This window comes from Paenibacillus contaminans (assembly GCF_003285015.1).
GTDB classification, from domain to species: domain Bacteria; phylum Bacillota; class Bacilli; order Paenibacillales; family NBRC-103111; genus Paenibacillus_V; species Paenibacillus_V contaminans.
Window position 1 is genome coordinate 259,277 of sequence record NZ_QMFB01000006.1, and the last position, 13,257, is coordinate 272,533.

Annotated in this window: 8 protein-coding genes; all 8 read left to right on the plus strand. The window is 50.4% G+C overall.

The window, feature by feature from the left end:
- Nucleotides 1–34 precede the first annotated feature (34 nt).
- The gene (locus DQG23_RS13075; protein WP_113031292.1) at nucleotides 35–2,407 is read left to right on the plus strand and encodes a hypothetical protein; all 2,373 of its coding nucleotides are present in this window, start codon (nucleotides 35–37) and stop codon (nucleotides 2,405–2,407) included.
- 18 nt (nucleotides 2,408–2,425) lie between these two features.
- Nucleotides 2,426–5,500 (plus strand): glycosyl hydrolase, encoded by a 3,075-nt coding sequence (locus tag DQG23_RS13080; RefSeq protein ID WP_158560446.1) that lies wholly within the window; start codon nucleotides 2,426–2,428, stop codon nucleotides 5,498–5,500.
- A 240-nt stretch (nucleotides 5,501–5,740) separates the two neighbouring features.
- A complete protein-coding gene (locus tag DQG23_RS13085) occupies nucleotides 5,741–7,894 on the plus strand; it encodes a right-handed parallel beta-helix repeat-containing protein (RefSeq protein ID WP_113031294.1) in 2,154 nt (717 codons plus the stop codon).
- A gap of 86 nt (nucleotides 7,895–7,980) precedes the next feature.
- The gene (locus DQG23_RS13090) at nucleotides 7,981–8,967 is read left to right on the plus strand and encodes an SGNH/GDSL hydrolase family protein (protein WP_113031295.1); all 987 of its coding nucleotides are present in this window, start codon (nucleotides 7,981–7,983) and stop codon (nucleotides 8,965–8,967) included.
- Between the two features lie 136 nt (nucleotides 8,968–9,103).
- Nucleotides 9,104–9,370, plus strand: a complete 267-nt coding sequence (locus DQG23_RS13095) for a hypothetical protein (RefSeq protein ID WP_113031296.1) — start codon at nucleotides 9,104–9,106, stop codon at nucleotides 9,368–9,370.
- A gap of 324 nt (nucleotides 9,371–9,694) precedes the next feature.
- Complete coding sequence (cyoA, locus tag DQG23_RS13100) at nucleotides 9,695–10,585, plus strand: ubiquinol oxidase subunit II (RefSeq protein WP_113031297.1); 891 nt, start codon at nucleotides 9,695–9,697, stop codon at nucleotides 10,583–10,585.
- A gap of 77 nt (nucleotides 10,586–10,662) precedes the next feature.
- Nucleotides 10,663–12,636: a cbb3-type cytochrome c oxidase subunit I gene (locus tag DQG23_RS13105; protein ID WP_113031298.1), complete on the plus strand. Its 1,974-nt coding sequence runs from the start codon at nucleotides 10,663–10,665 to the stop codon at nucleotides 12,634–12,636.
- Nucleotides 12,636–13,256, plus strand: a complete 621-nt coding sequence (gene cyoC, locus DQG23_RS13110; RefSeq protein WP_113031299.1) for a cytochrome o ubiquinol oxidase subunit III — start codon at nucleotides 12,636–12,638, stop codon at nucleotides 13,254–13,256. The genes DQG23_RS13105 and cyoC overlap by 1 nt, the downstream gene beginning before the upstream one ends.
- The last annotated feature ends 1 nt before the right edge of the window (nucleotide 13,257 follow it).

The following is a 13,257-nucleotide window of genomic DNA, read 5'->3' on the forward strand; positions in this document are numbered from 1 at the left end:
AAGTATCGTTCATGAAAGGGAGCTGCATGTTGAAATGATAAAAAACCGTCAAACAGAGCCTAGTTGGAATCGGATATCGGGATTATTTCCGCGAACCCGCTCCAAGCGCATATACATCCATCCGCCATTGTCGGACACATTGGTTGAAATACGGCCGGATTTCACAGTGCTGATTAAGGACGCGCTCGGCCGAAGGGGGGATTTGCGGCGCGCACACGGTTTCCTGATCGGCGACGGTTTGGGATCGGAGCCGAGGTTTTTCGATTTTCAGAACGTCGAGCAATCGCTGCTGTCACCTTCGGTGCCGATTTTGCGCTCTTCGGTCAAACAAGCGGATTACGACAACTGCGTGACCAGCTTAACGGTAAAAGCGGCGGACGGCAGTTTGCGTATCCATCAATATTTGTCGGTAACGAACCTGCACCCGACGCAAGCGCGAACGGGCGAGTGGTATTTCTTGAACGCGGAAGCCAGTCATCGCGATTTTTACAGGCATGTGAACGAGGACTATGTACCTTACGAAAGCAGAAGTGAGGCTTGGCTCAACGGAATGCAGTTAACGCAGAAGGTGTTCGAAGAAACGTCCGGTTGCTTGATGGCTGAGGATGGCTCGACAATCCTGCGATATAAAGCCGACCCAGCCTCCCATGTGGAATATGCAGCGAAAGCAGGCGATTATCGAAACGTACTGAAATTCCAAATGCTGTTAGCCCCGGGCGAAACGAAGCAAATTCATATTGAAATATTCGATACGATCATTAATAAGACAGGCAATTCGGATATGTCTGAGGAAATCGCAAAGGAAAGCTTTCTGGATGAACAATCCGCGATCGGGCAAAGCAGGGGTATATGGAAGAATGCCTTAGCGGGATTGGCGGAGGTCCAGGTACCGGAAGCGGTAATTCAGGCGATATTCGATACCGCCAAGACGAATGCGTTTCAGCTGATCGCGCAGCGGGAGGATGGATCGGCGCTTCCAGGGCAGGGAGGATTTAACGATTATACGGTAGTGTATACGTGGGAGGTGGCCAACTATTTACGGATACTTAGCCGGTTAGGGGCCGCGGATACCGTCAAGAAAACGCTGCAATACTTCTTAAGCACGCAAACCGGCAGTATCGGCCCTGAAGGTGATATTGTATCGCCTGAGGGTTCGTTCCGCGCACATATATTTTGGATGAATGAGACGGGCTCCGTGCTTGGGCTGCTTGCAGATTATTACTTTATATCGAAGGATCGGGAATGGCTGGAAGCCAATCTGTCAATTATTCTTAAAGCTTGCGACTGGGTAAGCAAAGAGCGCAATGCCACAAAAATATACGAAGTAGACGGCACAAAAGTGGCCCACTATGGATTATTACCCAAAGGGCGTGTTCATGATTGGCCGGATAAAGGTTATTTCTTCTTATCGAACGCGGCGACGTGGCAGGGGTTTGCTCTCATGGCTGCAGCACTGGCCGACATCGGACATCCTGCTTCCGCTCAATATGCAGCCGAAGCTGACGACTATAAACTATGTCTGCTTACTTCCGTGAAGCAAGCGACATACGTTTTGCCCGAGGATGAGCACGTCAGGTGGATATCCAACGAGGTGTATACGAAACCCGATGTCCGGGCGGCCGTTTATGCGATTGACGGTCCGACTTATTTATTGGACACCGGACTTATCGATGCATCTGACGATATCGTCCCGGAAATCGAATATGTGATGCGCAAGCGTTATGCGATGAGCGATTTGTTTGCCGTTAAGCTGCCGGAAATGGAGGATGCGGAATTAGGGGAACTGCAGGAGACATGGGCAGGGAAGCCGATTGATTTATATTACGTGAATAATACGGAGAAAATATGGCACCGTACTTGGAGTTTAAGGGGGGAGCGAGAAAAGGCGCTTCGCTACTTCTATGCAACGATGGCTTTTTCCACAACATTGGACACGATGCACGTGCACGAGCGCTTTAGTCCGCAGCTGCAGTGGTTATCCCCTTGGCAGCCTAACGGCAGCGGGAACGGCCGGATCATGGAAATGATTATGAACTCGCTTTACATCTTGGAAGGAAATAAACTTCACATTCTGCCCTGTATTCCTGCGGAATGGCTGGATGAGGGCAAAGCCGTGCAGGTAAACGGAGTGGCAACTTTCAAAGGCGCGATTTCGTTCCGCGTGGCAAGAAGCTCGCACAATACGATTGATGTGGAAATGCACTTGCCTGCCGGGATAAAGGAATTGTCCTTACATTTAGTTATGAAAGACGATTATGTGATACAAGCGGTAGAGGCATTTCGTGCGGACGGTCAGACTGCAGAGTGGACAGGAAGTTTGAGCGCAAATACGCTCGGTTTAACCGTTCCTCCTCGGCAACTGAATTTTCAGGTGGCTCTGTCAGCTCCGGATCGTAATGGCTGTTGATGGGGAGGCTCGATGCAGATGCTGAAAAACAAGGAAATGTGGACAAAAGGGTGCTTATCGTTCTGGTCTTGGAACGATAAGCTGGAACCCGAAAAACTGGTCGGGCAGTTGGAGCAATTTCGCAAGGCCGGCATACATGGCGTATTCCTGCACGCCAGGGGCGGGCTGCAGACCGAATATATGGGAGAAGATTGGCTTGCGGCCGTCGGTATTTGTATCGATTACGCGCGCCGGCATGATATGGAAATATGGCTGTATGACGAGGATGCTTGGCCAAGCGGATTTTGCGGCGGGAAGGTACCGGAAACGGGAGAGCGGCACCAGCAGAAATGGTTGGAATACGAATGGGTTCGTGCGGATTTGGCGGCTCCTGGCCCCCGGACTGTCGCATTGTATCGCAAGCGGGAAGGGGGAGGATGGACGACCGCGAGTCGTCCGGAATCGCTCCCGCCAAGCGAGGAGCTGCTTCACGTTTATTATAACTTTAATTCTTATTATAGCGATCTGCTTAACCCGCAGACCGTCCGTTTGTTCATCGACTCGACACATGAAGTATACAAGCGGCATTTTGCCGCGGAATTCGGCAAGACGATTCGCGGCATATTCACGGATGAGCCGCAATATGCGGCAGGCAAATATCCATGGTCGGAGGCGCTCGCTCCTTATTTTTTTGAATTGCAAGGGTACGATTTGTTGTCTATCCTGCCGGATTTGCTTGTCGGCTGCGAAGATGCGATGTCCGTCAGGCATGATTACTGGCAGACGATATCCAGCTTGTTTACGAAGTCCTATGCCGAGCAAGTCGGAATGTGGTGCGACGAGAACCGGCTTTGTTTTACCGGACATTTCGCATGTGAGGATACGCTGAGCTTTCAAATGATGGCAGTCGGCGATGTCATGCGCAAGTACGAGTGGATGCATATGCCCGGAATTGATTTTTTAGGAAATCGGACGAGCAGGCCGGTCATTTTGAAGCAGGTATCGAGCGTTGCCAATCAGTTGGGGAAAAAACAGGTATTGTCGGAAATGTTCGGCTGCAGCGGTTGGGGTGTGAGCTTTCGCGATCTGAAATACATTGCAGACTGGCATTGCAGTATGGGCGTAAATGTCCAGTGCCAGCACTTGGCCGCGTATTCATTACGGGGGAGAAGAAAGCGGGATTATCCGCCGTCCTTGTCTTACCACCAGCCATGGTGGAAGGAGTACACGTTATATACGAAATATGCTGAGGAAACTCATCGCTGGATCTCCCGCGGTCAAGCTGCATCCAACGTGCTTGTGCTGCATCCGATAACCAGCGCATGGTGCATGCATGATCCGGGTAATCGACGGGAGGTCTGGGAGCTGGATCGGCGACTGGGAGAGTTGACCGAGCTGCTTGCCTCGATGAAGGTTCAATTCGATTACGGAGACGAACATTTGCTTATGAAATATGGTGCCGTTAAAGAAGGGACGCTCCGAATTGGAGAGATGGGCTATTGCGCAGTCCTATTGCCATCGATGCCGTCCATTGAATCCACAACGTTTACCATGCTCAAGCAAGTTCATGATCAAGGCGGAACGATTATTAGCGTAGGAGAATATCCTGAGCGGATCGCGGGTTTGCCGTCCCCGGAGCTGGAGCAGTGGTGTCGGGGTCATATCCGGCAAGTGATGCCCACAAGAAAGGCGCTGGATGCCGTACTACCAGATGGACTAAGGCGGCTGAAAATATACAATGACAGCGGATCGCCGGACGATATCTTGTATGTGAATGAAAGAATTGACGGGGACGCAATCATTTATTTTCTTTATAACCATGAGAAGCGCCGGGATTGGTCGGGAATTTTGCAATGGAAGGGCAAGTTCAGGATCAGTCGCATTGATGCCGGCAAAGGCAAGACAACGGAGCTTGAAGCGGCCTATGCCGATGATCAAACCGTTATCCGATTGGACATGGAATGCGGCGGGTCCGCGTTGTTGGTCGCCGTTCCGTTTCATATGGAATCGGAACAAGATTTGCAGCCGCGTTTACATGAGTCTTCACGTAAAACCGTCTCGCTCACGGAATCGTGGGAACTGGCCAAGCCGCTCGAAAATGTGCTCGCGCTCGATTACTGCCAATACCGTTTGAACAAAACGGAGGAATGGAGCGAACGAATTCACCATTTGCACCTTCAGCAAACGCTAACCGAGCTTCAACGGCAAGTTGACGTTCAACTTCGGTACGAGTTCCGTATACGGGAGGATTTTGACATGAGACATTCTCTCCGGATCGTTCTGGAGGATGCGGCGGAATGCACCCTATTTTTGAACGGCAGCCCCCTAAATGCCGACGATGCATCGGAATGGCTGGATCCCGCAATGCAGGCGATCAAGCTCTCGTCCGGGCTTATGCATGGCGGCAATGAATTGGTCATTCATCGTACATTCCGCGCAGAGGAATCCGATTCCCATTATTCAGTTGAAGAAAACGTATTCGAGACGGAGACGAACCGCTATTTCCAAGCGACGGAGCTGGAGTGCATTTATGTGACAGGAGAATTCGCGATTATCCCCGAAAGCTGCAGCTATCAAGATATTCAACAAGTTCATGCTTGTCGGACGCAGCATTTCGTCATCGCTCCGCAGCCGAAAAGGATCAGGTCCGAAGATTTGACCCCGCAGGGATTCTGGTTTTATGCGGGGGATGTTGAGATACAGACAAATCTTCCTTATGAGAGTGAAGTCGGTAACGAGGAAATTTATTTGGAGCTGCCGTCTCCGCAGGCTGTCGTAATTGGAGTAGATGTGAATGGCCGGCAGCTTGATTCTCGTGCTTGGGGACCTTATATGTACCGATTAACGCCATATTTGCAGCTAGGAAATAACGTCTTGACGCTTCGGCTGACAAGCGGATTGCGTAATTTATTCGGGCCGCATCATCACCGGGACGGCAATCCTTCTTTTGTCGGTCCGAGCAGTTTTACAGGAAAGAGCGGATGGGAGGACCGTATCTTTTCCTATAATCCTCCCGGTGAAACCTGGAGCGAGCCGTATCATTTCATTCCTTTCGGAACGGGCCGGGCACCGCTGCTGCATGCGATGTCGAGAAAGGCGGTGATGCCCGAATGATTGCGGCTGATCGTTAGCCGGCACGTCTTCCTAACAATTTTGAAAGGAGAGACTTCATTGCAGCAGGGATCGGATCGACAACGTTTTGTTCGGTCCCTTCCCGAAGTCGGGAAAGACGCCTCCCGATATCTTTTCGGATTTTCTCAATATTGTTCCGTCATCGTTTGTTCGATTTAAGCGTTCTGCTCTCTATAGTCGTGTATGGTAATCAGCACTATCATTCAATGAGGAGGATGTCAAATGAGAGAAGATACCAAGGATTATCAACAAACCGAACATGAGGGAAGTCAATTAGCTGGAGAGACATTAATGAACAGAAGGAAATTGCTTGGCGGTGTCGGCGCGATGGGTGCGGCCGCTGCAGGAGCATGGCTTCTGGGGTCATTAGGCGGAAAACTGCCTGAGGCGAGCGCAAGCGAAGGATATGCGGAGTGCTGCAAAATGGTGACGATCGCGCAATTGAGAGCGTTAACATCGCCGGAAATCGATCGTATTTATTTCGTGAAGGATCGCGATCAGGAAGGTTCTTATTATTACGATAGCAGCGATACGACTTCCGCTGACAACACAGGGATCATTATCGTATCGACTTCGGGTGCCAGATTCAGGCGGATTTTCGAAGGGCCTGCCCATGTCAAATGGTTCGGGGCGAAAGGCGACGGTACGACGGACGACACGGCAGCCGTTCAACTGGCGATTCATTCATACCCGCACATCTATTTTTCACCTTCTTCCTATAAAATAACGGATTATGTGTTCCTGCAGGATAACTCACGTATCGAAGGTACCCGGGCATCCAAAATATTTATGACGAGCAATCCGGACGGCGTAAACTTAATATCCGCGAAAGATAAAGTGAATGTTACGATAGATAACCTGTGGATCGAAGGAGTTTACGGTGTAGGCAATCCTTTTCCGGTACGCGGGGTCATGGAAGGGCAGGGAGTTACGCTTGCCGTTTACGGATGCAGAAATGTTCTTATAACCAATTGTTATTTTACTTACAACGGATTAGGCTCGGGAAATATTTACGTATCCAAATGCAAAGATGTCGTTGTTACGAATAATTACCTTGAGAAATCGATGAACGGGATTTGTTTCGATAACTGGTACGGCGAAGACAATACGCCAGGCGGGACCCATGTGGAAAATGTGACCGTAGCGAACAACGTGTTAAGCGATATGGGCGGCAGAGCCATCGCATGCGATCTGGACGAAAATGCGGCCAGAAACTCCAATATCGCGATCATTGGCAATACGGTTCGAGGCGCCGCGTATGCCGCAATTGCCGTAAATGCGAGAGGCGTCTCCGTCGTAGGCAATATGATTGACGGCAAAAGAGACGGAGGTATTACTACAGTAGGCGGACAGCAGTCATTGCCGACCTATTACGGCTTTTTGTCCAATTTCGATTGCGAGCACATTCATATCGCGGACAACGTATTTAAAGATATTTTTATGAATGGCGTAAATATATTAAACGGATCCAATGTGTCGATTGTGAACAACAGCTTTTCGTTTGCAGTGAATTATTTAAATCAAAATAATAATCAGGTGCTAGAGCTGAATGAGCCTAATAATAGAATGATCGCCCTGGAATGGAATACAAATGCTTATATCGCGCCGTATACGATAAAAATTGAAGGCAATACGATCGTGAATGACAGAAATCCGACAGGCGAGCAGCCGGTCGCTGAGCTTATCTATTTAAAGGATACTTCAAACAGCGCGGCAATAGCCGCCGATTCATTTTTGCATGTGACTAATAATCAGTTGAGGTCGAAAAAAATTTCAACCGCCATACAATTCATTAAATCGCTATACCAAGACATGGGAACCGGCAAAATGTATATAACCGGAAATACGATTTATTCCCCTGTCAAGTCGGGGACTGCCATCTCGGCCATGCGGCTTGACGAGCTTCACGTCGAAGGAAATAAAATTAACGGCATCGCGATTGCGATCGAAACGGGGATGGGGGGGCTTACGAACTTTTCCGGCAACGTCATTCGCAATTACAACTCGGCTTATTTCTTCTACGTTGCAAATTTAACGAACGAGATCGACCAGCTTATCGTTCAAGATACGATCATCGGCAATCCGGCGCAAGGATCGTTCGTGTTTACCGGAACGGTAAACAATCCCTATATCGTAACTTCTTCAAACGGCGCGGGAATGAAGTTTATCGGCGTGAACGCGAATCAAATCAAAGGAACCTATTATCCGGAAAATCTGGTCGTCGAAGGCTCCGATTCTCCTCCTACGGCAGGCAGGTGGGCGGTAGGGGATCGTGTGAAGATCAAAAATGTAACTGCGGGCGGTTATTCGGGATACATATGCACGACATTAGGTACGCCTGGCACTTGGAAGCAATACGGCGCAATACTTGCTTGATAAAAATATTAATTTTAGGCGACTGTACATAAATAAGTCAGGAGACGATCGACATCGGACAACAATCTGACGCAAGCGGAAATGTCGTGGAGCACCGCGAAAATCTGGTATTTAAAGGAGCGGAGCCGCAGTGTCTTGGCTCATCGCCCCTTCCCGGCGAAGCCTTGAAGCTGTCCGGACCTGAGGGCGAACCGGAACCGATAACATTCGAAGAGGGCAAGGACTATGTGATAGACTACATGGCGGGAACTGTAACACGTACGGAGTCAAGCCGAATTCCCGATTGGCGCGAGCACCCCGCATACGGGCTGAAGACGTTCGACCACCTCGCGCTCCCTTATTATTCCAACGCCGGATTTACCTGCTCGATCTCTTATCGTGCGGCAGATTCGCGGACTGAGTATACGGAGGATAATAAGCAAACTTATGACCTGCTGAAGTCGAAGCTGCCGCAGCTTTTCGATCGATTGACTGCAGATAAAGAAGCCGTATGCGTCATTTTTGGCGATAGCATCAGTACGGGAGCGGAGGCAAGCAGACCCGAGCTGTCGTTTTTCGGGCGCTACATCGCTGAATTGCGTAACAGGTATCCCGAATCGGCTATTCAGGCGGTAATGAAGGCGGTTGGAGGGGAGACATCAAGCCAAGGATTGCAACGGATTGAGGAGGTTGTCGCAGCACAGCCTGACCTCGTGTTGATCGGCTACGGCATGAACGACCAGAATCGCAACTCCGACGGCAGCAACTTCGTTTCCGTTCAAACATACGAGCGGAACATCCGCCAGATGGTTGACGTCATCCGCAGCCGAACGGGTGCCGATATCCTCTTGTTTACGTCTTGTCTGCCTAATCCGCGCTGGATATTCGCCAGCGACAACGTACGCGATTACGCGGATGCATTGCGCCGAATTGCAGCCGATTCCGGAGCCGCGCTGGCCGACGTCCAGACTAGGTGGGAGCAGGTTCTGTCAACCGGCAAATCGCATGAAAGCCTGCTTCTTAACAATGTTAACCATCCAAACGATTACGGCCACGAGTTATACTATTCCGTCTTGAACCAATATTTGGATTAGCAGTTACGATTTATCCTTCCCGCTAAATAATTTGTCCGTTTTTTGACCAAAAGATGAAAATTATATGAACATTGTGACGAAATTGTGATATACTACTGGTTAAGAAAGCACTTTCAGGTGACCAGGAGTGATTGCGATGACGACAAGAACGGCAACTATATCTAGCGGAAACGGCAGAGAACGGCATGTAGGCAAATTGGTAACGCTGATGACGGCAACGGCTTGGGTATTGCTCGGGATTGGTTTGCTGCTAAGCTTATTCAATATACAAGAATTCAACGACCGCAATACGTCCTTGATGGTTGGAGTCGGATTCATGGTAGGCAGCGTTCACATTTATGTGATCCGTACGGCAATCCATTTGGTGCATTCCAGAGCGCAGTCGGAAGACGATAAGCAATAGCATACGTCTCAATTCATCAAACCCCTTCGGGAGTAGTTCCCGAAGGGGTTTTTTGTGACTTTATTCTAACAATGTCGATGCGGCTCTTGACTACGCTGCAAATGCGTTTAATGTCTTGCGCCGAAGCCACGGGCAAGCGCTTACCGTTATGTTTGTGTCGGGAGCGTGAAAATTGTTTTACGGAAAAATGACGAAAGATTGACGTATTTGTTAAGTGCCGCGAACATTGGGACGTTATCTGTTATGGTGGAGCTATAGAGTGATTTGACTCACACTGCGGGTCAAAACGATCATAGCTTTCGGAGAGCATGGGAGAGGATTGACATGAGAAAACCGGTAAAGTTCGGCCGACTTTCGCTTTTGCTGCTATTCATTATGATGGCTGCGTTACTGACCGGCTGCGGGCAAGACATTATGGTGTTCGACCCGAAAGGACCGATCGCGAAGGACCAGAGAGACTTAATCGTCATTGCGATGGTGCTGTGCGGGATCATTCTGGTGCCGGTTCTGGCACTCACAGCTGTTATCGTTTGGCGCTACCGAGACAAAAAAGGAAACAAATCGTCCTATAAACCGAACTGGTCACACAGTACGATAATGGAGACAATTTGGTGGGGCATTCCGATCGTAGTCATCGTTATTTTAGGCGCCGTTACTATTAAATATACTTATGCGCTGGAGCCGTCTAAGCCAATCGCATCGGAGCAAAAGCCGATCGTCGTGCAGGCGACTTCGCTTGACTGGAAATGGCTCTTCACCTATCCGGAGCAAGGAATCGCTACGGTCAATTATTTGCAAATACCGGAAGGCGTTCCGATCAAATTCGAATTGACCTCGGACGCGCCGATGAATTCCTTCTGGATTCCGCAGCTTGGCGGGCAAATGTACACGATGTCCGGCATGGCGATGACCTTGTATTTGCAAGCCGATGAGGTCGGCAAATATTTCGGGACGGCGGCTAACTTCAGCGGCGAGCATTTTACCGATATGAGGTTTGACGTTCACGCCACTTCCCGCGAAGAATTCGACAAATGGGCGGATGGGGTGAAGAAGACTGGCAAGGAGCTTACTGCCGAGGGTTATGAGGAGCTTGCCAAGCCGGGCAGATCCGGTGAGCATTTTTATTCTTCCTTCCCGGACGGTTTGTTCCAGAAGATCGTTACGAAGTATTCGGTCGGCGGAAGCCACGGAGCGCATAAAGCTTCCGGCGAATAACGGCAATATTCTAAATAACGACCAAGGCATGCTTCATAACGTGCCAGGCACTATTATATTAGAAAAGAGGCTCACTCATGCTGGATACCATTAAACAATTCGCATCGGAGTTTTTCGTCACCGGCGATCCTCTTATACTTGGAGCGCAAGTGAGTATCGGGCTTGCGTCGGTGGCCATCGTCTTCGTGCTGACCTTCTTCAAGAAATGGGGTTGGCTGTGGCGGGAATGGCTGACGACCGTCGATCACAAACGGATCGGCATCATGTATATCATTTGCTCGATCCTGATGCTGTTCCGCGGCGGCGTCGACGCGCTGCTCATGCGGCTGCAGCTGGCGATGCCGGGCGTCGAATTTTTGCAGGCCGATCACTATAACGCGATATTCACTACGCATGGCGTCATCATGATTTTGTTCATGGCTATGCCGCTAATGTTCGGTCTGTTCAACATCGTCGTACCGCTGCAAATAGGGGCCCGCGACGTAGCTTATCCGTTCCTGAACTCGCTCAGCTTCTGGATGTTCTTCTTCGGAGCCATGCTGTTCAACGTTTCATTCGTCATCGGCGGCTCGCCGGACGCAGGCTGGCTTGCTTATCCGCCGCTGTCCGAGCTGTCGCATAGCCCGGGTGTGGGACAGAACTTCTACATTTGGGGCATTCAAATATCGGGTATAGGTTCTTTGGCGACAGGGATCAACTTTATCGTTACGATCCTCAAAATGCGCGCGCCAGGCATGAAGCTGATGAAAATGCCGATGTTTTCCTGGTCCGTACTGTCAAGCTGTATCATGATCATTTTCGCATTTCCGATTTTGACCGTTACGCTGTTCCTGCTGTTCCTCGACCGTTTTGCCGGAGCGCATTTCTTTACGCTCGACGGCGGAGGCAACCCGATGATGTATATCAACCTCATATGGATGTGGGGACATCCGGAAGTGTATATCGTCGTCGTGCCGGCATTCGGGATATTCTCCGAGGTCGTGGCGACGTTCTCCAGAAAGAAACTGTTCGGCTATAAATCGATGGTGTTCGCCATGATCGGAATCAGCGTCTTGTCGTTCTTCACTTGGGTCCATCACTTCTTCACCATGGGCTCAGGCGCGGACGTAAATGCGTTCTTCGCCATCACGACGATGCTTATCGCGATACCGACGGGGGTAAAAGTTTTCAACTGGCTGTTCACGATGTTCCGAGGCCGGATAAGGTTCTCGACGCCGATGATGTGGTCGATCGCGTTCATTCCTTGCTTCGTTATCGGCGGGATGACGGGCGTGCTGCTGTCCGTGGCGCCTGCGGACTTCCAATTCCATAACAGCTACTTCCTGATCGCGCATTTCCACCAAGTGCTGATCGGCGGCGTCGTATTCGGTTATTTTGCAGGCTTGTATTACTGGTGGCCAAAAATGTTCGGCTTCACGCTGAACGAGCATCTTGGCAAGTGGGCGTTCTGGTTCTGGAATATCGGGTTCTACGTTTGCTTTATGCCGCAGTATTTCCTCGGACTCGACGGCATGACGCGCCGGACGTACACGTACGATTTCGATATGGGATGGGGACCGCTTAACCTCGTATCGACGATCGGCGGCTTCCTGATGGGACTCGCGTTCATATTCCAGGTTTGGCAAATTGCTTACAGCATCAAGAAGCATAAAAAGGATACGACAGGAGACGTATGGGACGGCCGCACGTTGGAATGGTCGATACCTTCGCCAGCGCCGTTCTACAACTTCGCGGTTTCGCCGACGGTCGAAGAAACGGACGACTGGTGGGAGCGGAAGCAAAAAGGCGAGAAGCCGCTCGCTCCGATCCCGGATTCAGCGCTTGCGCCGATCCATATGCCGAAAAACTCGGCGATTCCGTTCATCAAATCCGCATTATGGTTTGTCGCCGGCTTCGGCTTCGTATGGGGCTGGCTGTGGATGGCGATTCCGGCTATGATCGGCGTCGGAATTTGCATGCTGGTGCGTTCGTTCTCTTATGACACCGACTATTACGTTCCGGTCGATGAAGTCAAACGCACGGAGCTACTGGCAAGGGGGGCGAAAGCTTAATGGCACATGCAGCTGCAAATCACGGACACGGCGCTCACGGCCACGATCATCACGATCATCATGATCAAGAGTCGATGAAGACGTTCGGATTTTGGATATTTTTGATCACAGACGTTATTTTATTCGGTACCTTATTTGCAACGTATATCGTTCTTCGGGGCAATACGAACGGCGGACCGACGCCGGAAGAGCTTTTCCAAATGCCCGGCATTATTGCGGAAACGTTCATCCTGCTTACGAGCAGCTTCACGAGCGGCATAGCGGTGCTGGCGATGAATCGCGGCAACAAGAAGCAGCTGATCGGCTGGCTTGCGGTTACGGCGGTGCTAGGCGCGGCGTTCATCACGCTTGAAGTAATTGAGTTCGTTCATTTGGTCAACGAAGGCGCGACGATTTCGACAAGCGCGTTCCTGTCCGCATTTTTTACGCTGGTCGGCACGCACGGCTTGCACGTTTCGCTGGGCTTGATATGGATGATCGCGCTGATGCTGCAGCTTCGCAAACGCGGCATCACGCCCGTCACCAAACGCAAAGTGGAAAATATCAGCTTGTACTGGCATTTTCTCGATGTCGTCTGGATTTTCGTTCTCACGGTCGTTTACTTGATGGGGGTGATGTAAG